Annotated in this window: 16 protein-coding genes; 1 reads left to right on the forward strand and 15 read right to left on the reverse strand. The window is 45.6% G+C overall.

Annotated features, from left to right (window positions below; genetic code table 11):
• Positions 1–45: 45 nt before the first annotated feature.
• From AAIG11_RS08020 to AAIG11_RS08060, 9 genes are all read right to left on the reverse strand, one after another.
• The gene (locus AAIG11_RS08020) at positions 46–945 is read right to left on the reverse strand and encodes a PhzF family isomerase (RefSeq protein WP_343185720.1); all 900 of its coding nucleotides are present in this window, start codon (positions 943–945) and stop codon (positions 46–48) included.
• 103 nt (positions 946–1,048) lie between these two features.
• Positions 1,049–1,612 (reverse strand): 3'-5' exonuclease, encoded by a 564-nt coding sequence (locus AAIG11_RS08025; RefSeq protein WP_343185721.1) that lies wholly within the window; start codon positions 1,610–1,612, stop codon positions 1,049–1,051.
• Positions 1,613–1,745: 133 nt separating this feature from the next.
• Positions 1,746–2,153, reverse strand: a complete 408-nt coding sequence (locus tag AAIG11_RS08030; RefSeq protein WP_343185722.1) for a VOC family protein — start codon at positions 2,151–2,153, stop codon at positions 1,746–1,748.
• Between the two features lie 905 nt (positions 2,154–3,058).
• Positions 3,059–4,969 (reverse strand): alpha/beta fold hydrolase, encoded by a 1,911-nt coding sequence (locus AAIG11_RS08035; RefSeq protein ID WP_343185723.1) that lies wholly within the window; start codon positions 4,967–4,969, stop codon positions 3,059–3,061.
• Positions 4,970–5,078: 109 nt separating this feature from the next.
• The gene (locus AAIG11_RS08040) at positions 5,079–5,834 is read right to left on the reverse strand and encodes a MerR family transcriptional regulator (RefSeq protein ID WP_343185724.1); all 756 of its coding nucleotides are present in this window, start codon (positions 5,832–5,834) and stop codon (positions 5,079–5,081) included.
• 189 nt (positions 5,835–6,023) lie between these two features.
• Complete coding sequence (locus tag AAIG11_RS08045) at positions 6,024–6,275, reverse strand: DNA alkylation repair protein (RefSeq protein WP_343185725.1); 252 nt, start codon at positions 6,273–6,275, stop codon at positions 6,024–6,026.
• Between the two features lie 73 nt (positions 6,276–6,348).
• A complete protein-coding gene (locus tag AAIG11_RS08050; RefSeq protein WP_343185726.1) occupies positions 6,349–9,378 on the reverse strand; it encodes a fibronectin type III domain-containing protein in 3,030 nt (1,009 codons plus the stop codon).
• A gap of 339 nt (positions 9,379–9,717) precedes the next feature.
• Positions 9,718–9,852, reverse strand: a complete 135-nt coding sequence (locus tag AAIG11_RS08055) for a hypothetical protein (protein WP_343185727.1) — start codon at positions 9,850–9,852, stop codon at positions 9,718–9,720.
• Between the two features lie 98 nt (positions 9,853–9,950).
• Positions 9,951–10,220, reverse strand: coding sequence for a hypothetical protein (locus tag AAIG11_RS08060; RefSeq protein ID WP_343185728.1), 270 nt, complete (start codon positions 10,218–10,220; stop codon positions 9,951–9,953).
• Between the two features lie 206 nt (positions 10,221–10,426).
• On the opposite strand from AAIG11_RS08060, the gene AAIG11_RS08065 reads away from it, so the two are divergent.
• Entirely contained in the window at positions 10,427–11,020 is a 594-nt protein-coding gene (locus AAIG11_RS08065) for a type IV toxin-antitoxin system AbiEi family antitoxin domain-containing protein (RefSeq protein WP_343185729.1), read from the forward strand.
• Between the two features lie 347 nt (positions 11,021–11,367).
• Here the strand turns inward: AAIG11_RS08065 and AAIG11_RS08070 are convergent, their stop codons facing one another.
• The 6 genes from AAIG11_RS08070 to AAIG11_RS08095 form a co-directional block, all read right to left on the reverse strand.
• A complete protein-coding gene (locus AAIG11_RS08070; protein WP_343185730.1) occupies positions 11,368–11,532 on the reverse strand; it encodes a hypothetical protein in 165 nt (54 codons plus the stop codon).
• A 332-nt stretch (positions 11,533–11,864) separates the two neighbouring features.
• Positions 11,865–12,797, reverse strand: a complete 933-nt coding sequence (locus tag AAIG11_RS08075) for a hypothetical protein (protein ID WP_343185731.1) — start codon at positions 12,795–12,797, stop codon at positions 11,865–11,867.
• Between the two features lie 2 nt (positions 12,798–12,799).
• Positions 12,800–17,338 carry a DEAD/DEAH box helicase gene (locus tag AAIG11_RS08080; protein WP_343185732.1) on the reverse strand — a complete coding sequence of 1,513 codons (4,539 nt, stop codon included), beginning with the start codon at positions 17,336–17,338 and terminating at the stop codon, positions 12,800–12,802.
• Positions 17,339–17,350: 12 nt separating this feature from the next.
• Complete coding sequence (locus AAIG11_RS08085) at positions 17,351–18,346, reverse strand: DUF1848 domain-containing protein (RefSeq protein WP_343185733.1); 996 nt, start codon at positions 18,344–18,346, stop codon at positions 17,351–17,353.
• Positions 18,347–18,546: 200 nt separating this feature from the next.
• The gene (locus AAIG11_RS08090; protein WP_343185734.1) at positions 18,547–19,248 is read right to left on the reverse strand and encodes a spermatogenesis-associated protein 2; all 702 of its coding nucleotides are present in this window, start codon (positions 19,246–19,248) and stop codon (positions 18,547–18,549) included.
• 63 nt (positions 19,249–19,311) lie between these two features.
• Positions 19,312–22,635: a DEAD/DEAH box helicase family protein gene (locus AAIG11_RS08095; protein WP_343185735.1), complete on the reverse strand. Its 3,324-nt coding sequence runs from the start codon at positions 22,633–22,635 to the stop codon at positions 19,312–19,314.
• Between the last annotated feature and the right edge of the window lie 67 nt (positions 22,636–22,702).

The following is a 22,702-nucleotide window of genomic DNA, read 5'->3' on the forward strand; positions in this document are numbered from 1 at the left end:
CCTCACTTGTAACAGTTCATATTGCTGGTTTATCTCGGAGATCAACTAAAGATTAATACTCGTCTTGAACACAACACATGCATTGCCACTGATCTTAACCAACTCAACCTCTTCCTTATTGCTAAAAACATGCACCTTCATATAACCTTTGCGGTTCATTGCCTCACCCTGTTTTATTTCAAAGGTGTATCCATCTTCCCTTTTTTCTATTTTGCCATAATGTGTCAAATAGGCACCTAATGGCCCATTGGCATTTCCAGTGACCGGATCTTCGTTAATCCCGATGGCAGGTGCAAACATCCTCCCACTAACAAGAACACCATCTTCTTCTGAATCAAAGGTAAAAGCGTAGTACCCATTACAGCCTATATCAGCACTTAACTCTGTTAACATACTGGGATCGATTTTTATTGAATCAAGGGTTGCTTTCGTTTTGATTGGAACCATCACTTTGGAATGGCCGGTTGATACAATTTGAATGGGCAATTCGTTGCCAATATCAGATTCCCTAATGCCCAGTCCTTTCAACAGCTTCGCTTTTTCGTCTTTCAGAAGAATATTTCCATATTCGATGCCCGCCTGGGTCATCACAATTCGCTGATCGTCACCATCGCTGACAATTTCCACCGGTAGGATGCCTGCTTTCGTTTTTTGAATGATGGTACCGTTGGTGATCCCCTTTTCCAATGCATAGACATAATGTGCAGCGATTGTTGCATGTCCGCAAATGGGCACTTCCTTTGTGGGGGTAAAAAAGCGCACTTCAATGTCATACTCTTTTGTTTTGTCGTTGATAATAAAGGCTGTTTCAGAATTGTTCATCTCTCGTGCGATTTGCTGCATTTGGTTTTCAGTAAGTGTATCAGCGTTCACTACCACTCCGGCAGGATTTCCTTCGAATAAATTCTTGGAGAATGAATCTACCTGGTAAACAATCAGTTCCATATCATTCAACTCTTTTCTGTTTAGTGATTGGTAATCCCTTGTGATTCACCATAAATCAACTACTCTGAAGGTATTGATCTTCCATTTGATATGGATTGCTTATCTATTCAGAACGAATTTTGCCCAAACCAACGCCATAGCCTCTGGCCATATCTACTATGGAATCCTGTTGCCGTTCATGCATCAGGCATAACAACACCTCAGCCGCCGCCTGGGCGTCTTCAAGGGCGTCGTGATGCTTGAAACGAAACCCAATATGATGTGCCACTGTGGGAAGCTTGTGGTTTATCAGTTCGGGAAGTGCTTTGCGTGCCAGCTTTAGAGTGCAAAGGTAGTCGACGGCAGGATACTTAAGGTTGTACTGATCCAGGGAGCAACGAAGTACTCCCATGTCAAAAGAGGCGTTGTGGGCCACGACAATTTTGGATTCCAGTATGTCACTCACTTCATGCCACAATTCTTTAAAAGTGGGAGCGTTGTTCACCATTTGTGGTGTGATGCCATGGATCTGGATATTAAAGGGATTAAATTCCAGAGGTTCCGGTTTAATGAGCCAGCTTTTTCGAATGCATTCGCCGTTGTCATAGATCACCATGCCAAGGGCGCAGGCGCTGTTTCTTCTGTTATTGGCTGTTTCGAAGTCGATGGCGACGAACTTGATGGGCATGATGGTTCAGCTCCTAAACGATACCATAATGGGGCAATGCTTTAAGAATTCATATTGACACTTCGAATAGGTGCGCTGCTGAAACTGTTCAAGAAGTGATGGTTATGTCGAACTTACACTCCCTTGCCTTTTCCTACATCAACGTAAATGACGACCAGTTGTTCTCTCTGGCCCATTTCAATCGATCCTCCAAGGTATTATAGTGCAATTCCAACTTATGCCCGTCTGGATCAAGAAAATAGAATGATTCTCCCTCTGACGAGTTTTCTTTAAATGATTTTACCCCGGCACTTTCAAGTTTTTCTTTTAATCTTTGGAAATCTGAAGACAAGACATTGAATGAAATATGTGTATTATCTCCCCTTGGCTCTGCAACTCTCTCTTTATCAACATTTAAAGCAATCCACTGATTCCCAGCCAGTAAATATGCTCCCTCATCCCATTTTCCCACGATTCTAAGTCCAAGCAAATTCACATAAAAATCCAGAGATCTTTCTAAATCCGTAATTGCAAAAGTGATATGATTAATCCCGTTTATCATCCACTATCCCTCCAGTAACTGGCCTCCGTTAATAGATTAAAACTGCTCAAGAAACGTACTGCAGACTACGCTTATACTGTACGCGACCACGACTTTGCCTGTTACCGCATTTTGCATAAAGATATTACTTCAGTTAAGCCTCTCTAAAACCATATAATATAAATCATACTTGCCTCACAATATAATACAAATCAGAAAAACAAAGCTCTTAAAATCTTCTTACACAATCTGCGGCAGGACGCTGTGGTCTTTGCATATGGTTTCGGAGAACGTCTTATTCCCGCCACTCAGTTCGCTTTATCTCCCATTTCAGTAGGTATTCGCGAACCTTGGTTCGGTAATATCGACTTCTTTCTGTCACACTGCAAAGCCTTTTGTCTTTACTCTTCCAACATTTTATCAATCAGACTCTATGCTTCTCATCGAACCAGCGCTCTTCAACACCGCAAATACATCGTTTTTCAGTTAACCCGTGACGGGGTGTCACCTCCCGTTATTTTGCCAAGGTATCTGGGCAAAGGGTGTTAATCGTGTATTGCTGCCACAAATAGGCGAAAAACCTCTTACAAACCATTATACAGGTTTTATGCGTCATCAGTGAGAATATTCCTTCATTTTTATAGAAGTACTGCTTAATAGAAATTCTGTTACCACCTTTTCACCACTTGTTCCAGAGTGCTTGAATAACTGTGTGCCATAAAATTTCAAAAATGTCTACGGAGCAGATCCCCTTTAGTCTGACATTTCCTCCCACATTAAATCCCACATTGCATACCTCCGTTTTTTGATGATGACTGAAAACAGTGAAGGTGCGCGACGCATGTATTGCATAAAAAACGACCCTGACCACATCCGGTTTTGGGAATGTTGTCGGGGTCGTCTATTGGCGATTGAGTGTCTGTATTTTACTTCAGCGCTTTGGAAAAGAAATCTGCCAGCGAGTCTTCCACGGCTGCTGTCACATCCGGCTGGTTGCTGTAAAAACCATAGCCATGATCAGCGTTGGGTACGACAATGATCTCTGCGGCTGCATAGGCTTCTGCCACTGCCTGGTTAACACCAGCCCGAACCACATCATCCTGGTCGCCGAAAACCACCAACATGGCACCGTCGTAGTTGGTGATGTTTTCCAGTGGGCGGGAGGCAATCATTTCTTCAAACCAGTTAAGGCTCAGCTGCTGCACCTGTCCCCACTGGGTGGTGAAGTCGGCATACCCTTTTTCGCTTTGAGCTTCTGTGTAGAGTTCGTCGAATGCATCCTCTCCACCCAGGAAGCTGACCATCATTTCCTGACCCCAGTCGGCAGAGGGTGCCAAGAGCCCCATGGCCTGATAAGGCTGATTATCTTCGCTGCCAATGTGCAGCGCGATTCTGCCGCCCATGCTGTAACCCATGATCCCCAGACGCTGGGAGTCAATGGGGTAATTGTCCAGCAGGTAGGCCAGGCTGGCATTGGAATCAGAAATCATATTGGAGAGATAGTTTTCAGTGAAGGGTTGCGTGCTGTCGCCACAACCGGGGAAGTCCATGCGAATGGTGGCAATACCACGATTGGCCAGGGCTTCTGCCACACCACCAAATCCGCTGTTTTCCTGTCTGCTGCCGCCATGCCCATGGTTCATCACCACTGCAGGGAATGGGCCGGCTCCCGCAGGTATCACCACAGTGGCGGGTACCATGCGGTCACCGTTCATGATGCTGATTTCTTCCGTGGTGTACGCTGGTTGCAGGGTGGCAGCAAACCAGTTGACGGTGGCGTCGATGAGCTGGTCAAAAGCTGTCATGTCGCCGGTAAAGATATTGAAAGTGTGGTCAGCCCCTTCCAAAATCAACTGTCGGGAAACGGGGTTGGATGAGGCTTCCACAATCAGGGCAGCGTTAACGGGGTCAACAACAGTGTCTTCACTTCCATTGATGGCCAGTACCGGAGCATCGGAATAACTGAACACCTCCAGCACATCTGTGTTGTAAACATCGTCAAACCATTGGAGGCTGACGCGCAAGGGGCTTCTCCAGCCAAATTCCCGGAGGAAGAAACCATCTGCTTTGGCAGCTTCATATTCTTCTTCAGAACCGGCAATGGTCATGTCAGGCGCACCTGCCCATGTCACCACTGACTGGAAGGACCGGTTGTGGGCGGCGGCCAGCATGGCAATGGTACCACCCTGGCTCCAGCCCATGACACCGATGCGGGTGGCATCGACTTCCTGAAGGTTTGCCAGGTAGTCGAAAGCGGCATTGGCATCTGAAACGGCGGTGTCGAAATTGTATTCAATATAATCCACCTGACTGTCACCCGTACCGATGAAGTCAATGCGAATGCTGGCAATGCCAGCTTCTGCCAGCGCTGGAGCGGTGAGGATATAGCCGCCTCCTGCTTCGTTCTTTTCTGAGCCGGTGCCGTGAAGCATCACCACGGCGGGGAAAGGCCCTTCACCCACGGGCAATGTCACGATGCCCGGTATCTGGTAATCGCCATTGGGAAGCGACACATTGTATTCCATGTACGCTGCCTCCTCTGGCTCTTCCACGATGACTTCTGTAATGGGCGGGTCGAGTTGGTCAGCTGGCTCAGTTTCCAGTGCCGGAGCAGGTTCGCCGGGTACTGGAATGTTCAAGGTGGTGCCAATTTGAAGTTTTCTGACGTCACGCACCCCGTTGAGTTCCGCGATTTCATTCCAATCAACACCGTACGTGATACCCAGATCCCACAGGGTGTCACCTTTCACCACGGTATAAGAAAGAGCATACACACTGGTGAAGCTGACAAAAACCATCATTGTCACCAAAAACAGAGCTGCGATTTTTCGCTTCATAAACTTCATTACCCCTTTCATGAGTAGCCAAATGATGATGCAGGTACAAGGCAACCTATTTGCCATAGTTGTACTACCCAAAAAAAGGGGCTTTAATTGTTTATCACGCTTATTGACAGTAAATTTGCAGGGCGTCTCTTAAAAATACGGCGCACCCTTCTGCAATGTCATCATAGTACTTTTTGAACCGGGGGTCGTCCACATAGGTCTGGGCCAGACTGAGATGCGCTTCCTTTGAGTAGTGGTTCCAGAAATGTCCCAGCCATTGTTGGTGCAGGGCGCATACCGCCTGAGCCGCTTCACTGGAAGGGTCGCCCTGCTCAAAGGCCGCCTTTAGTGATTGGTTAATTTGCTGGGACAACGCCTGTGTTGCCTCGTATGCTTCCGCTGTTAATCCCATCATTTTGGCATTGCTGGCGTCAACAACGGCGTCACCATACGTTTCACGGATTTCTGCGCCGTACTGCTTCTCATTGTCTTCAATCATTTGCTGTTTAAAGCCTTCAAATTTTTCTTTGTCACTCATGGTTATTTCTCCTTTCGATGCGGCAATGGTTTTTTCCACATTGGCAATGAGCCGCTCCATCTGCTGCTTTTTTTCTTTCAGGGCTGCCAGATGACTTTGCAGCGATGTAACGGCATCGTAGTCTTTGGAACTGATGATATTCTTGATTTCATCAAGGGGCATGCCCAGTTCCCGATAAAACAGAATTTGCTGGAGCAGGTCAACTTCCTGTTGTCCATAGACCCGGTACCCATTGCTGCTGGTTCTCTTGGGTGATAACAGCTGAACTTCGTCGTAATAGCGCAGTGTTCGGGTACTGACTCCTGCCAGTTTTGCCAGCTGGTTGATACTGTATTCCATTTTGTTGATCCCTTCCTTCTGTCTTCTGGTAAAGCGTCCGGACTTTCCTGCCAACTCATGATCATAGGTACATGATAAAGGATGACGCAACGTTAAAGTCAATAGATGTGCAAAAAAAATTCCCTGATCACATTTTTGACAACCATGTCACCAGGGAAGCTTTTGATTAATCAGGTTTGGCCTGCTTTTTCATTGTTTCTCCATCGCAGCGGCTTTCAGTTCTTTAGGCATTTTTTCAATGGCATACCTCAGTGAGGTTCGTGGCATCTCGGTCTTCCTTTTCATGACGTAATCATGGATCTCCTGCTGATGTGCTTCGCTGGCGGCCTTCAGCATCCATCCGTACCCCTTTCGCACCAGGTCGTCCTGATCCATGAGAAGGATATCGGCGATCTCCAGAATGTCACCCGGCAATGATATTTCTGCAGTACAATGGTACATCTGAGAATCTTTTTTCCAATTCCATGCCGAACCGCTTTAGTTAATGATTTTCTGTTACAACGAAACCATGCTGCTAGTGGTTAATCAATGCTGCTTCAACAAGAAGATTTCTGATCGCTGTTAGCGATTCTGCATGGGTTAATGTGCCTTTGGGATCTAACGTACCATTTTGCCTGCCCTTAAATATGTCAGCGTCTAACACTCTGCCAACGTGCACAGCTGCCCAATTGGACACGCTATATGCATCCGTGTAAGCAGCCAATCTGCCTGCTTTATTTTCCTGGATTTTGACTAAATCCATGGCTTTTGAATACATGACCATTGCTTCTTCTCTGGTGATGGTGGCATCTGGCTTAAACGCCCCGTCAGGATAACCTTGAATGATTTTCCACTCATTTGCTATGAGGATACTTGAATAATCTTTGTTTGCCGCGATGTCAGTAAACTTATTCACCACTGGCAGCCCTTCTCTGTACAACCCCAGGGCCCGCACCATATAAGCTGCAAACTCTGCTCGTGTTACTGCTTTATCTGGTAAGAAGCTCTCATGATCCAGCAGCACCAGTCTTGCCGCCATATCATTGACATGTTCTTTTGACCAATGATCCTGCACTGAATGAACCTCCACGAGATTCCATATGGCAGAATAGGCTGAGTTTGTTAATGATTGAAGTTTTGCATACCACTTGCCCTCTTTTTCAAATACCTCCGTTGGAACATGGGCATATGAACCATCTGAATTTATAACGATCCCTGTTGTCACCTTGTTGGGATCTATCTCTGCCGGTATTTCCATGATCCGTTCAACATAGGTGCTGAATCGGTTTAGTGTCACTTCTTCTACTTCACCTTCCTGATTGGTTGTTCTGGCTGAAATATTGAAAGCTACTGGTTCAAAGATTAATTCATGCCCTTGTGCCTGCAATTCATTTTTCAACGCTTCCTTTTCTTCCATTGATAATTTTGTAAAGGTAACTTCTATTTCAATATCCTTAAGGGATTCTGTCTTGACACCCAACAACGCAGCTACTTGATCCACAGTGAGTGCTTTGACATCCAGCCTGTATTCAATCGTTTCTTCCTTCACAGACAACATAAAATGATTCTTTTCCAGTTCTTTAACGGTCTCACCTGATAAAATGACCTTTATAACGTCTTCCAGCTTTCCTACAGGCACAACCACTTCATTACTGCCCTGGTTCTCTTTTGTTGCTGCCTCAACCAGTTTGAACATCTCTTCTGTATGAAGCACCAGTGTCATTTCTGTTTTGCCATCTACTTTAGTAACTGTTTGGGTTCCTACATTCATGGCTTCGCCATTCACGATCACACCGGCTATCTTTGACGCTTCATTGAATGCTGGTGCCGATGTTTGAGTGGGTTGGCTGGAATCACTGCTGCTATCTTCGCTTCCTCCAGTCCCACCAGTATTACCGGAGTTTGAAGGCTGCTTGAGAACCGTAACTGTAAATGATTTTGTTCGAGTGGCGTCATTTTTAGTAAGAGTGGCGGTTAATATCACCTGCACATTAGCACCTGTGGGTCTTGTCACTACCCCTCGGGCACTAATGATTTCAGGATTATTCGAATGCCACACAATGGATGTCCCATTATTGCCCGCTTCCAATAGGGTAATGTTTCGTGTAACGCCTACCGAGGTGTCAGTCCCTGAGTACCCAATGACAAGGGCATCATAATCATGATCAACTCGCTCTGAATCTGTCACAATATGAATGGGTGTCACACTGTTTGAGGCAGGCGAAGCAGCGCCTGTGCCGGCACCGTTTGTGGCTGCAACGGTAAAGGTATAGGCCGTGTCATTTGTCAGTCCTGTAACTGTTACGGGACTGGCTGTGCCTGAAGCGGTTAGTCCCCCCGGGTTTGATGTAACGGTGTAGCCTGTAATAGCGGATCCTCCATTTGATGCTGGTGCAGTAAAGCTGATGATGGCTTCAGTATCCCCGGCGAAGGCTGTTACAGCCGTCGGTGCACCTGGCACCACTGCATTCACTGCAAAACTTCGACTCACTTCTGCAGCTGGCAAATACGAAGCATTGCCTGCCTGGTTTGCATGAATGGTTGCTGTACCCGCTGTGAGAAAGGTTAACGCTCCTCCAGATGTAATGGTGGCAACAGCTGGGGTGCTGCTGCTAAAATAGACAGGTAGTCCCGAGGTGGATGTTGCGGTAAGCGTTGGGGTTGTCCCAAAGTTTTGGGCCCCGGGATTATTAAAGGTAATCATCTGTATCAATCTTGGTGCCACACTGTTTGAGGCAAATGAAGCAGCGCCTGTGCCTGCCATGTTTGTGGCTGTGACGGTAAATGTATAGGCCTGACCATTTGTCAGTCCCATAACGGTTATGGGACTGGCTGTGCCTATAGCTGTTAGTCCCTCCGGATTCGATGTGACGGTGTAGCCTGTGATAGCGGCTCCTCCATTTGAAGCTGGTGCTGTAAAACTGATGGTCGCTTCAGTATCCCCGGCGTCGGCTGTTACAGCCGTCGGTGCGCCTGGTGCAACTGGATTAACTGTAAAACTTCGACTCACTTCTGTAGCTGGTAAATACGAAGCATTGCCTGGCTGGTTTGCATTTATGGTTGCTGTGCCCGCTGTAATAAAGGTTAGCACTCCTCCGGATGTAATGGTGGCAACACCTGGAGTACTGCTGCTAAAGTGGACAGTTAGTCCTGAATCCGCTGTGGCGGTAAGCGTTGGGGTTGTCCCAAAGTTTTGGGCCCCGGGATTATTAAAGGTAATCATCTGTATCGCTCTTAGTGTTACACTGTTTGAGGCAGGTGAAGCAGCTCCTGTGCCTGCACTGTTTGTGGCTGTGACGGTAAAGGTATAGGTCGTACCATTTGACAGTCCTGTAACTGTTATGGGACTGGCTGCGCCTGAACCTGTTAGTCCCCCGGGATTCGATGTGACGGTGTAGCCTGTGATGGCGGCTCCTCCATTTGAAGCTGGTGCTGTAAAGCTGATGGTGGCTTCAGTATTCCCGGCGACGGCTGTTACGTTCGTCGGTGCGCCTGGCACCACTGGTTCCGCAAATGAGTTGGGAGTCATAACCAAAGCCATTACCTGCAGTATGATACTTAGCATCACAATCCTTGCAAACACTGAACCCCTTCTTCTGCTGACCTTATTATCCTTTGTGAAATTGTTCATAAGTAACCGCCTCTCCAAGTTGATCTAACTGCAAGCCCATATAGTGTTCGCCGCCTTGTGAGCCCTGCATCAGGAAATTCAGACTTTAAGAGACACAATATCTCATCCGACATTCTGCATGCTCGAGCATACCGCCGTTGCAAACTAAAGATTACAGCACCAAGGTTACAGCACCTCCGACCCCATCATACCCGACCCCATCATACCTCGGGTATTGGTGTTTCATGAGGTACCACATTTTGTTTTCTCTTGATGGTCTTTGAGAGTACCCGTTTACTCTTTGGTGCCGGTGTAGGTGAAAGCAGTGCGGATCATTTTAATGTGGCTTCCTTCGTCTTTTCCAATAATACTTCCACACGTACAAAGGTACATCTGAGAATTTTTTTCCAACTGATGAACTCGCTTCATTCTAGATTTGTGGCATTTCAATACGTGACCGCTTCCTATTTTTTGATATTTGAAAAGCTTTGCTTTGCATCTGGCACACTTAATGGTCAGCATCTAAATTACTCCTTGAACGTCTTTTCGTCTCTGTACCATTGATATGTATAGGTCAGCGTTGCAATCAAGAATACTCCTAAGAATATCACTAGATACGTTGGCACATAATGCCTGAAAGAGTATGCACTGGGGGAATTGTATAGAAACAGACTTGCAGCGACAACACCCGCCAACCCAGTGCTGGCGGTTCTAAGAGCCCGTGTTAGAACATATTTGAGTTGACCACTTTGTTGTTTCTGTCTCCAATTATCCAATAATTTTTCTCTCTCTTCCATGATCATCCCTCCCATATGCTAAACTGATTATGATATTCTCGAACCTCCGTTTCTGGTATACCTGCCAGTGCCAGATGTCAATGAAATGGAGGTTGCATTACCTCCGTCTCGATTGTTCCCGGGTCATTTTAGTGCGCTTTGTTGTTGCATTGTTTATTTTCGCGCCCACATCGTTTATAATTAGGGCGTGAAAGTAAGGTGATGTTATGACCAGCGTTGAAAAACTTAGTTACTTGCTCAAGAAGAACAAGGGATTTCTTAAAACCTCAGATGCTGTCTCCTCAGGTATTTCAAGGACAGTTCTGGGTGATTTTGTGCGTAAAAACGGTCTGGAGCGTGTCGCGCATGGCCTTTACATGTCACAAGACGCCTGGGAAGATAGCTTGTTCGTGATCCAAGTGCGCTACCCGGAATCGGTATTTTCCCATGAGACAGCCCTCTATTTATTAAACCTGGCAAATCGGGAACCATCTCCCTTTTCTGTTACTTTGCGAACTGGCACCAACTCAGCGAGACTATCCAAAGAAGGCATCAAGGTTTATAAAGTGAAAGAAGCCCTCTTCGACCAAGGTATTATTGAAACTATCTCACCCTCGGGGCACACAGTTCGAACCTACAACGCCGAACGAACCATTTGCGATTTGTTCCGCAGCAGGCGAAACATTGAAATCCAAGCTTTGCAGGATGCAGTAAAAACCTATGTTCATCTAAGGGATAAGAATATTCCATTGCTGATGCGTTATGCAAAACTGTTCTCGGTGGAAAAAATGGTCCGTCAATACTTGGAGGTGCTTTTATAGTGCTTTTTTAGCGAAACTTTCACATATACCAGCAATAAACGCAGTTCACTACCATTACTACGCAATGCAGAGCTGATTGTGAGTGAAATTGCTGATGATCCTGGAATGATTGACTTGTGGCATCGTTATCAGCAAAAATTTGATTATGCGGCTGAGGTTCATTGGAATCAAGTGATGGAGTCGGTTGTCCATTTGGTCAGAATTGTAAAGTGAGTCAGCCTATTCCGATGCAATCACTGGTGATCAGAATAATGTCCCGCCCCTACCGCTTCCTGCACCAGCTTTAAGTCATTCTCCCGGATGGAAGGTTACAGCACCTCCGTCCCCATCATGCCATCCGAACTTGATTACCTCCGTCCCCAGCGAACTTGAAAAGCCCCTTTGCTCAGAATATATTTGGCGATTTTCAGGTCTTTGGCTGCTTCTTCAATGCTTTTGCTTGATGTCATCACATAGTTCACGGCGGATTGCTTATATTCACCGCAGTAGTGTTGCTTTCTGTTTGTTCCCATTTATATCATCTCCTTTGTCATATCATTATATCTTTGACATCGGAAAGACTCATTTTAATGTGTCCTTATTTTATTCTAACAGCACCATACCCGGCTATGGTTTTCTCTAAGTGAATTTCCATTGGGCAATTGACTGGACATCTTCAAAGGCTTTTCATATATTGAAGAAATGCAGGTTACACAAACTATAGCTCTCGTCCCTGGCGAACTCCGTATCCCCGAAAGGTCAGGGCTACTTCCACCCAAACTATAGTTCTTTTTTGTTTTCCTCAAAAACTTGGTTTTCGAACTCAGCCAAGAAATTAGTATTTACCTTGCTGTGTGTCCATTGCTCACATAACAAGCAACCTGATGAGTATGCTAACTCCTAATACAATGCATATTCCAAAAGCACCAAACTCGGCTATTTTCCACTTTTTATTAACCGCTGCATTATCCGACTCCATTGTACGGATCTCATTTATTTCATCGAAAATGCGCATGATATCCATTTGTCTCATTTCTTCAATTTTCGAATCTAAAGCATATTGTCTTTCCTGGATAGAATTCATCAACTTTCCAATTTCAGCGATTTGCCCTTCCTGTTTTACAAGCGTCTCTGAGATTGAATTTGTCCAGTCTTTATTGGCCGCTGCATTATCTGATTCAATTCTACGACTCTCACTTATTTCATCGAAAAGGCGCATAATATCTAATTGTCTCAATTCTTCAATTTTCGAGTCCAGAACATATTGTCTTTCCTGGATACAAGCGACCAAATTGCCAATTTCAGTGATTTGCCCTTCCTGTTTTACAATTACGTCCGAGGTTGAATCTGTCAGTTTTTTTGCAGCCTCATGAACCAAAACACGGTGTTCGGCAAGCTCATTTCCAACAGCTTCTAAGCTCTGGTTCGTAGACGTGGAAATGGTGCCAATTAGTTTCTGCACTAAATTTCCAAGCTCCTCCTCCATTTTTGACTGTGCCAGAGTGGATTGCTCACTGATTTTTATAACACCTTGCCGAGCATATTTGTCAATATCAGATGCTTGAATATTAAGCAGCTCAAGTTTATTACTTATGTCAGCAATTATTTGCCGTGTGTTGGTCTCCAACACTTTTGCCACGTTATTTGCGGTTTCAAACAACGCCTGGAGAGAGTCGCTCAGCGCCTTGTTTGAACCTACAACAGCTTCTGCCTGCTCTTTTGCAGATTTGATGTCACGAAGCTCGTCTTCAATTTGTCCTATTACCTTGCTCATTTCTATTATTTGATTGTTGCTCATACTTAACCCCTTTCGAGCTCCTGTTGGCAGTATTTATTTTTCAATCCTCGCAAAACTGCGAGATGTGCTTTAGCAATTACCTCTTCTTTCAAACCCGAAAGCTTGGATAAATCATACTGTTGGGGATGGCTCCAAATCGCCACATGAAAGGATTCGAAGAAGTGCCAGTAATCTTCTTTAGACTCTGCCCTATCAGCAAATCCTAGCAATCCTTGCTGGTAATCTTCAAGAAGTTCATTTTCTAAAGTTACGTTATTATTAATACCCAAGTGAACCAGGCAAAAAAAGTTCAATAATACCAATGCTGGATTGTTGTCAGTCAATGCGCGCCTTATTAACCGGACAGCACCTTGGAGGTGCTTAAGGTTATCCATTGGTGTGCCACCGCCACCAACCAGGTCATCGTCTATCACTCTCATGTACTTTTCGACAATAGCAAAAGAACTCACTTTGCCCCTATCAGTATCTACGGTAAGTGAGAACGGTTCGCCAGTGTCTGACACATAATCAATATTTGCATACTTCGAATTAAAGTAGTAGTATATGAAGTCTTTTAGATCTTCACTTACCTCTTTCCAATCCTTGGTGTCGTCAAGACCTTGAATGCAGAATAGGCGCATATCATCAATGGCTCGCTTCCGTTTGACAGCTATTTTGCTATAGATGAACTCCGTTAGATATCCCAGACACTTGTGTATTTCATTCTGACCTTTATAGTTCGGAACATCCTTAAGAAGATCTGCAGCGCGTCCTGCAGAATAATATCGCATCAAAAAATTCTTCAGACCATCATAGTAGGTTCCATCGGGTTTGCGTGTAATAACGACTCTAAATCTCTTCCTAGCGTAATCCTGAGTAAAGTCATCAATCAGTTCAATGCAGCACATGCGGTATATCGCTTTAGCTACATCCGAGTAATTATTAGGCGCATCATCGTCATCGCTATATGTTATGAAAGCGACAATCTCAGTGCCCACATCGGCCGACAAGACTTTTTCGAGCAAGTTGCTGGTTTTCACTGTTTCGGCTGGTTTATGTTCAGCGCTATCGCCAATAAATACCTCAACAACAGACTGGCTTAGTAATCTGTGCATGTTTTTTTTCTCTACAAGGTCACCTTTAAAATTGTTGTTGTAAAAATATATTACGGTATCGTAATCTGGATTCAAATACTGCAAGTCCTTCTGAGGCACTTCCATACCAGCATCTGTAAGAACAGTTTCAAGGTCAGCATAATAGTGAAAGCCTCTTGCTTCCTTGGGTATCGATCTCAATTTGCAGCCTACAAAATCATCACAGCCGTCTTCACTACATTCTTGGAATGCGAACATCTTGTTGCTTCTGGTGCAAGTAATCTTAACTAAGTCATGTTCTGGCGTAAATATATCAAAGAAAGTTGGCTCTATTTCAATGCCGTAATGTCCGAGGACTGACCGCAGGTCATCTTCCTTGAACCATTTATCTCTGAGTAGTGCCAACGGAAAATCTTTATTATCATATCTTTTGCTTATGCGTACCAGCCTATAATCTGAGAACAGGATCGTCGCCAGTGCGATTCTTCTGTCACGCCCGGCACGCCCAGCTTCTTGTACAAAGCTCTCCAAAGAACTGGGGTAATTCATGTTTACCGTGAAGCGTACGTTTGGTTTATCAATGCCCATGCCAAAGGCTTTTGTTGCAATCATTAACGGGAGTTCGTTATTTCTGAACCGATCGAAACTATCAAACGACTGCTTATCGTCTTGCTCGTCATCAGATCCACCGGTAAAAGTTCCAACGTCTCTGATACTGCCTGAAAGTGCGCTTGCATTTGCACCCACCGAAATGCCTGTATTTTTTCGGTGCGGACAAAAGACTATCCCTGCCTGTTCATATGTGTCGCGTTTGGCAAATATGTCTTCAGGAATATCGCTTATGAGAGCTACACAATCAAACGCATCGTCTATGTTCTGCCTTTCTGCAAACGCGGCCTTTATACGCTCTATGCTACTGCTGCTTTGCAATTCGGCGATACTGCTTGGAATGCTTCTTATATAAGCAGGCAAAATAGTCTCTTTGCTTTTATAAGCTGCCCATTTATCACTGATGTTAACTGCAACGGGCAAATCTCTGTCAAGTCGGCTATTCTTATCATAGTATTGATCGCCTGGGTAATCGACAGGAACTCGCTCAATCTTATAATGGAGTTCAAGCCTGTCTGTGTTTTCATAACGGACTATTGTTTCGGCGTCAAGTGGGTAAGCTCCTTTTCCAGACAGTTCACGCTCAACATCTGAAAGCACATCAAAAGACGCCGTTGCTGTTAAACCGAATAGCGTCAGGCGCTTGCTCTCATCCTTTGCCCAAACATAGTTGTACAAATTACGTCCTAGATGAAGGTATGAAAACCTAAAATCGTGGCCCCACTCTGACACGCAGTGAACCTCGTCGATAACCCCATATGAAAAATATACATGCATGTCATGCATGGTCTTTAGTTTTTCTCTAAATTTGTAAATGCATAGCCGTTCCGGCGATAGAAAAATAAATTGGAGTTCCGATGATTCCAACTGCTTTTCGCGTCTATCTCTTTCTTTCGCTTCCAATGTGGAGTTGATGAAAGAGCAAGTGTCAATCCCCATGTTGCGTAATCCATCGTACTGGTCTTTCATGAGGGAGCGTAGTGGGTCTATTACAACGGTCACGCCAGGTTGCATCATAGCCGCAAATTGATATGTCAAAGACTTACCTCCCCCAGTCGGTAGTAAGCCGATTACATTTTTGTTTTGCAAAGCACGGTCTAATATGGAAATTTGCCCCGGTCTGAAGCCTTTCTTTCTGAACAGCAGTTTTAGGAAGTATGCCAGGTGCTCTTTCGTATTGTTAGATTCTTGGAGTTCTCCAAACTTATTTTTAACGCCTAACGCAAGATAGTCAATAGTATCTGATGTATAGATATATCGTTTGCTGCTAATCTTTTCTACTGATCTAATCGTGAAATAGCAGTTGTTCTTGCATTTAAACTCGCTGAAGGGGTTAACGCCGCCATCTGTTTTTGATGCAACAGTCACATCTACAACAATATCGTAGGTTGCGTTCCTAGTCGGTTCGCTTATTATCGATTGCGCTTCCATGCCCACGTGCAGTGGAGAATCAACCCACTCATCGCCACAGATGATGGTCAGTCTCACTTCTGGCAGTTTCATAGCTTGATAGTCCTTACTCAAAGAGGTAATATGGCCAAACATGTTCTTCAGGTCAACAAAAGCCATTGCAGCGCACGGTACATCCCTTTCTCTGACAAGAACATCCCACGATTCTTGTTCTATTGAAAGAACGCCTGTCATCAATGCTTCCAGTACGGTTTTTTGAATGCGAACGACCCCAATAGGGGAATAATACTGCGCCATCCTCACTTGCTCATTATCAGAAAGCACGCTAGCATATTCAACGCCGCCAAGCTCATCATAAATCAGCTCATTCCCAAAACAGGAAAACACATCTTCTATATATGGGCTTGTTCTTGTTGGCAAACCTCGCGTGACAATATTGTTCAGCACCGCCAGTATTGGGTGAACGTCGTCATACACGCTTGCACCTAAGTCAAATGGTGCGGCAACTTCAAAAGCCATCATATTGCTCCATCGCATAGCATCTTCTTTTGAGAAGCTCCGCCTTCTTTTTTTTATACAATCCAATTCAGCACCACCAAAGAACTGAACAGGCGGGTAATATTCAATTTGTATTATGTAACTCTTCCCGCTGACGTACTTAAATATCAGCAGTTGCATGGTAAAGTTCTGTTCAGCTGTATTGTCGAACTGTTCGCTAGCTAAAACAGTGATTTCGTTTCCGCTTTCTTCGATATACGCTATGGTGTCCGATTCGGCAAAATATTTGTAGAACGCTTCGATTCGATGGTTGTTTGAGTATAAAGGGCTGACGCAAATAAAATAATGCTTTCCGCTAGCACTTGCGCCAATCGTTTGCGCCAGTTGTTTGAGACTAAAGCCTTCAACGTCAAGAATGTTTGAGAATAAGTGAATCGTTACTGGAGTATCCGTTTTAATGTCCTCGACAGTTACATCATCAAGGTACTTATTGACTGATACAATTTCTTCGACGCCATATATACTTGTATGTAGAACGGCATTATTTAGCGCCAACTCCGATGGCTCTATCAATACAATTTTTTTAACAGCGTTGGGAGCGCCTTGTTTCTGCAGATAATCGAACATGCAAATTGTAGCTAATCCTTGACCACTTCCCCAGTCGATAATCGAATATTCAGCACATACAATTTCTTTCAGTTTTTTTATTGTATTGAGAGCAGCGCAAATTTTTGCCTGATGTTTGTTACCAAATGAATAAAGGTAACACCATAGCAGTTCTTCACGCCCAATAACTACAGTGCCTCGTTCCAACTTATAGTAAAAACCATTGATTTCTTGACGCGAGAAATTTGCCATCAACTGTTTATAGGCAATGTTTCTTATCCCATCAAATGATGGTGTGATAAGATTTTTGACTTCCCGTTCGTATATTGTCATGTTATCATCCATTTCTGAGGCAATCTACACATCAAGTGATAGCTGTTCTGTAGTAGTGCCAAACTTAAAAGAGCGGTCGCGCTCGTCTCCACGGCCTCGATGGTCGGTGAGTCGGTCATTCTGTTGGTCAATCTCGCCGCAGAGCAGAGAACTGTTGGAGTTGTATTTCTTGATGTTTTGTTCAAGCTCGGTTTTGCTTGATGTTGCATAGCAATATTTGCATCCATTTAAGCAAGTATTTGGCCAACCAATATCGATACTGTCAACACAATGACACCCTTTTCTTTGGGCAGCGTCCTTTGCCAGCTCTTCATATCTTGTCTTAAGCCGTGAGAGCTTGCATCCGTTCAGCCTCTCAAATATTCTACCATCCACGCAACGCGCATGCTCAATCCCGTATTTCTGCAAATCAATCTTTTCTGCACATGTATCAACAGACATGCCGTTGTCGCCAGCGATTTCAGAGATTTTCTCGGCAAGCAGGTTTTGCTGCGCTACAACAATCTCTTCAGTTTGAAGCGAAGTATATACACTTCTGCCCCCAAAATTGTACTCGTCGATAAAGCTAATGGTGACCTTTTTTGTGTAGCCGTTCAACTTAGTCGCAATTTTCCCAAATGCGCGGATTAGGTACTCCATCGAATACTTGGTGTTCAGCATTATTGGGTCATACCTCCAGTTGACCCTATCACTCCCGATTCTCGACGATAGTTCCTGGAACGTATTTATCAGCTCATGTTTATCAGGGAGATTACCCTCTATGTCTTTCCCATATGGGGTGAGAGAGAATTGAAAGTAATAGCTGTATTCAGAAAAGGCATCCAGTCTTTTTAACATCGGAGCCGGATCTTTTGTCCAAAAGACAATCCCGTCTACAACTTCAGGGCTCAGGCTATAGCGGCTAACCTGAGACGCAAACATCGGGTTGCGAACATCGACATAACCTTCTTTGATGCGATTGACCAGCCACTCGCTATAGTATTTTGGTATGTCCGTTCTTCTGCTTGCGCTTATTATCATTGTTTAACTCCTCACCTTTAATGTTCTCGACTGGAATGGCAATCCTTTTTGAACAAATAGATAATGGCAAACCAACAGTAAAACCGAAAATCAAGTTCGACAATTACACCCACCCAACCAGAAAGTGCATTGTAACCGACCTTCGTAATCTTCTAAAGATTATAGTGGTTAAATTACCTCCGTCCTGAACCATGAATTAGTCAGTCCGGGTATTTAACGCTTCCCTCATACCCACACACTCCGCTCCTGGGAGAATTATAAAGCGGTGATAACAGTTCCTCGCCACATTCATGGTCCTCTCGACAATCGTCACAAAGAAACCCATACCCATCGTAGGCACACTCCAGGCAAATCATTATAGCCGTATTCTTTTCACACTCATCGCAGGAATATTGAACTGGGTGATTTCTTGCCAAAACAGCAACTTTCTCTTTTTTCGTCTGACCTGTATGGTGCTCTAAAACAGTTATGGTAAGGGCAGTGGCGGAACCATAATCGTATTCGTGCTCAAAGACCATACCTGGTGCTATGACATTTGCCAATTTACTTGTCATGCCTTTGTCTTGAATGCCCCAGCCCATGGTGGCTTCGGGGTGGCTTTCATACCTGACACCGGCAATCTTGAATCCGCTCATGTGGCCACAGCATTCCAACCAGATGTCCCGCAAAAACTGATCCAGGTCATTTAGTTTTGCACTGTCTTTTATCTCTGCAATCAACCAATACTGAGGTCTGTATGTGCCACTGATCAGCAGCACAAAATACCCTGCTGTTTTTTGGTTTTCCCCAGCATGTGTCCACGCCTGAAGACGAGCTTCACAGGATAGAAGATGCTTCACCATAGGGTTTTTGGTGTAAGTTTTACCGCAATACGTGCATGTGCCCTTTGTACGTTTTGACATATGCTTCACCTTTCTTTCCCATTATTATGAAATATGACGGCACTCTTTCTCTCTTCTCTTCCCTCACACACTCAACCTATCATTCAACCGATCAATCACATGAACAATCTTCACCGCAGTGTCAATCTTTTTATCAAAAAGTTGTTGCACATTCCCCGCTTTATTAAATGGGTGCTCGTTCAGCACCTTTTTATCCAGGCTGCCGTTTTGAATGATGTGTTTGACGATGAGGTTCACGAACTCCATCTGGTTTTGGTTTAAGTTTTCGTCGGAGAGAAATTCGGCGAAGACTTCGTTGGCGGCTTTTGGGTCCAGGCCCACGATTTCGCCGGCCAATTTCATCAAGGGCTCGTCGCCAAACTCTTTCTGGTAGTCTTCCCGGGTGCCCAGGTCGTGCCAGAGCACCTGCTCCAGGTGCTTCAGGTCATCGGTACTCAGTTGCCGGTTATGGCGCAATTTGTAAACCACGATATCGTCCTGGTTGTCTTTCAGGTATCGGTTTACTTTCTTCCGGTAGTTTTCCAGGTAGTTGACTTTGAAATCACCGATCCGGGTGTTTGAATCAATGACTTCATCCGTGAAGTTGGTGTAATAGATTTTTTTGGTTTTTTCTTCGATGTATCGCACAAGGTCACGGAAGGCTTCCCGCACCATCTCATAGTCCATTAAATCGGCATGATCCCAGAACTCCTGGGTTTGGACGCGGCGAATCAGTTCTTCCTGCTGCCGTACTTTTTCGATGGTGCCTTTTTCCGACAGCTTTTCTGCGGTGGTGACCACTTTTCGTTTTGGTTTGGAAGATTCCAGCCCCTTCAGCTCGGCGTATTCAATGGTGTACATCAGGTAATCGAAGCGTTTGGCCATTTCTTCTTCGTCCAGGGCGGGGATCAGGGGCGCCACATGCTCCGCCAGTTCCCGCAGGTCGTTCTCGGAGAGGTTTTCATAGTCCTGTCGCTGGTTGAACTTATGTATATATTTCAGCTTCATCCGTGCACTGAACTTATTCTCGTCTATCTTCAGCACTTCTGCCAATACGGCTTCTATCAGTGCTTTTCGATGGGCTTCGTAATCTTCCCGCTGGTAGTCCAGGTTCTGCAGCTCCCGGATGATGCCCAGCTTTACGTTGAACAGCTTCTCTGTGAGGCTCACCATCATTTTGGCTTCCTTGCCGTTCTTGTCCACCCGGAAGAACTCAAAGTTGCCACAGTAGTCGAAGATGCGGAACTCTTCCTTGTGGATACCGGCCCCGAAGAGATTTTCACACAGGCGGGTGCCCCGGCCGATCATCTGCCAGAACTTGGTTTTGGACCGTACCTTTTTGAAAAAGACCAGGTTCAGGATTTCGGGAATGTCGATGCCGGTGTCCAGCATGTCAACTGAAACGGCAATCTGGGGCAGTCGCTCCTTCACTTCAAAATCGTCCATGGTGGCGGTAACATAGTTGATACCAGTGTATACAGGCAATGCAAATTCCCCCTTGTATTCCGGGTACAGGAGGTTGAACCGCTTTACAATGAAATCGGCGTGTTTTTTATTTTTGGCGAAAACAATGGTCTTACCCAGTTTGTCGCCGCCTTCCACCTTCAGCCCCTTTTCCATCAGCTCTCTGATCACCCTGTCCACGGTGTCGCTGTTGAATAGAAAAGCGTTCAGCTCTTCGCTGCTGATGTCCCGCACGTCATCGTCAAAGGTTTCTTCAAAGAGTTCTTTCTCGTCTTCCGGCAGGTCATCGTAGTGGATGCCTTCTTCCAGAAACTTCATTTTGGTTTCGATGGTATGGTAAGGCACCAGATAGCCGTCATTGATGGCTTCATCCAGTTCGTAGGCGTAGGTGGGCACGTTGTTTTCCAGTTCAAAGATTTCATAGGTGTTTTTATCCAGATCGTTGCGGGGGGTGGCGGTGAGGCCGATGAGAATGGCATCAAAATAGGAAAAGATGGCCTGGTATTTCTTGTAGATGCTGCGGTGGCTTTCGTCAATGATGATCAGGTCAAAATGGCCCCGGGTAAAAAGCTTCTGCCCGGTGCTGTTTTTCACATCGTCAATGGCGTTCATCATGGTGGGGTAGGTGGAAAAAACCATGCGGCTTTCCGGGTTGTCTTTGCTGTCCAGCAGGTTGCACAGGGACAGCTCCGGCAGCTGGTGCTTGAAGTTCTTTTTGGCCTGGCGCACCAGTGCGGTACGGTCTGCCAGGAAAAGGGCGTTTTTGATCCATCCCCGGCTGAGGAGCACATCCACCAAAGAGATAGCGGTACGCGTCTTTCCTGAGCCGGTGGCCATGACCAGCAGGGCTTTTCGGTTGCCACGGTTCAAGGAATGGCAAACGGCACCAATGGCCAGTTTCTGATAAGCCCGGTTGGTGATAGCGTCGTTGATCATGGGGTTTTCCAGAGATTGGCGGTGATCCCGCCGGTACAGGGTCCAAAGTAGTTCTTCCTTGGTGTAAAGGCCGGACACCATGCGTTCCGGGTAACTGCGGTCATCCCATAGGTAATATTCGAATCCGTTGGTATAAAAGATAAGGGGCCGGTAGCCATACTGTTTTTCCAGACAGTCGGCGTAACGTTCCGCCTGCACCTGTCCCATTTTGGGGTCAATGCTGGTTTTCTTGGCTTCCACCACGGCCAGGGGCTTGCCGTCATCCCCATAGAGTACATAGTCGATAAAACCTATGCCGCTGGCGTTGGGCATACCGGTGACTTCCACTTCTTCCAGGCAGTTTTTACCGAAGGTCCAGCCGCACAACTCCAGCTCCAGGTCGATGTAGAGCTTCCGGGTCTGGAACTCGGTAATTTCGTCCACTTTGTAGGTACGCTGCTGACGGTTGGCTTCCCGCTTGGCAGTGTTTTCCTGGCGCAGCCGCTGGTTCTCCGCAATGATTTCTTCCAGCTTTTGATCCTGGGCACCCAAACGTTGCTGCAGGGCCTGAAGCTCCTGAAGGGTTTTCTGCTCCTGGGCTTTGTCCGGCAACAGGTTTTCGTCAAAGTGAGCTTCGGCATAGTCTTCTGAATAACAGTAGTCAATCCAGCCGGTAAAGGCAAAGAGGTTTTTCAGGGCCAGCACCGCTTGCTCCCGGGTAATGGGAGAGGCGGAATGAACGGCCTTGTTACCCAGTTTTTGGATGTAGATGAGCATGGGGAAGAGCTGGCTGTCGATGGTGCTTTTGAACTGGTAATCGTGGAGGAGGGCCCCCAGCTTTTCGTCGTAAGGAACCGTGAGGGCTTCGTCGAAGCTGTACACCCATTTCACCGCCAGCTCCAGTGCCCGGCGGGTGAGGATGGCGGTGGTGGCGTAGGAAACCACCAGGCTTTTTTCCGCCTCTATACAAGCATCACAAAAGGAACGGTACTTGGCTTCTTTTTGCAGAAACTGGAAGTTGCCGGGCATAGGCGTTCTCCTTTCGGTGTCAGACTAACAGGCACTATGTTCATTTTAACATATCGTATGGACAAAC

This window comes from Anoxynatronum sibiricum, from assembly GCF_039414295.1.
Lineage (GTDB): Bacteria > Bacillota > Clostridia > Peptostreptococcales > Tindalliaceae > Anoxynatronum > Anoxynatronum sibiricum.

What these genes read in the sequence shown, in the direction of transcription:
- AAIG11_RS08020 (WP_343185720.1), bottom strand. Translation starts at nt 945, where the DNA reads ATGGAACTGATTGTTTACCAGGTAGATTCATTCTCCAAGAATTTATTC.
- AAIG11_RS08025 (WP_343185721.1), bottom strand. Translation starts at nt 1,612, where the DNA reads ATGCCCATCAAGTTCGTCGCCATCGACTTCGAAACAGCCAATAACAGA.
- AAIG11_RS08030 (WP_343185722.1), bottom strand. Translation starts at nt 2,153, where the DNA reads ATGATAAACGGGATTAATCATATCACTTTTGCAATTACGGATTTAGAA.
- AAIG11_RS08035 (WP_343185723.1), bottom strand. Translation starts at nt 4,969, where the DNA reads ATGAAGCGAAAAATCGCAGCTCTGTTTTTGGTGACAATGATGGTTTTT.
- AAIG11_RS08040 (WP_343185724.1), bottom strand. Translation starts at nt 5,834, where the DNA reads ATGGAATACAGTATCAACCAGCTGGCAAAACTGGCAGGAGTCAGTACC.
- AAIG11_RS08045 (WP_343185725.1), bottom strand. Translation starts at nt 6,275, where the DNA reads ATGTACCATTGTACTGCAGAAATATCATTGCCGGGTGACATTCTGGAG.
- AAIG11_RS08050 (WP_343185726.1), bottom strand. Translation starts at nt 9,378, where the DNA reads ATGCTAAGTATCATACTGCAGGTAATGGCTTTGGTTATGACTCCCAAC.
- AAIG11_RS08055 (WP_343185727.1), bottom strand. Translation starts at nt 9,852, where the DNA reads ATGAAGCGAGTTCATCAGTTGGAAAAAAATTCTCAGATGTACCTTTGT.
- AAIG11_RS08060 (WP_343185728.1), bottom strand. Translation starts at nt 10,220, where the DNA reads ATGGAAGAGAGAGAAAAATTATTGGATAATTGGAGACAGAAACAACAA.
- AAIG11_RS08065 (WP_343185729.1), top strand. Translation starts at nt 10,427, where the DNA reads ATGACCAGCGTTGAAAAACTTAGTTACTTGCTCAAGAAGAACAAGGGA.
- AAIG11_RS08070 (WP_343185730.1), bottom strand. Translation starts at nt 11,532, where the DNA reads ATGGGAACAAACAGAAAGCAACACTACTGCGGTGAATATAAGCAATCC.
- AAIG11_RS08075 (WP_343185731.1), bottom strand. Translation starts at nt 12,797, where the DNA reads ATGAGCAACAATCAAATAATAGAAATGAGCAAGGTAATAGGACAAATT.
- AAIG11_RS08080 (WP_343185732.1), bottom strand. Translation starts at nt 17,338, where the DNA reads ATGGATGATAACATGACAATATACGAACGGGAAGTCAAAAATCTTATC.
- AAIG11_RS08085 (WP_343185733.1), bottom strand. Translation starts at nt 18,346, where the DNA reads ATGATAATAAGCGCAAGCAGAAGAACGGACATACCAAAATACTATAGC.
- AAIG11_RS08090 (WP_343185734.1), bottom strand. Translation starts at nt 19,248, where the DNA reads ATGTCAAAACGTACAAAGGGCACATGCACGTATTGCGGTAAAACTTAC.
- AAIG11_RS08095 (WP_343185735.1), bottom strand. Translation starts at nt 22,635, where the DNA reads ATGCCCGGCAACTTCCAGTTTCTGCAAAAAGAAGCCAAGTACCGTTCC.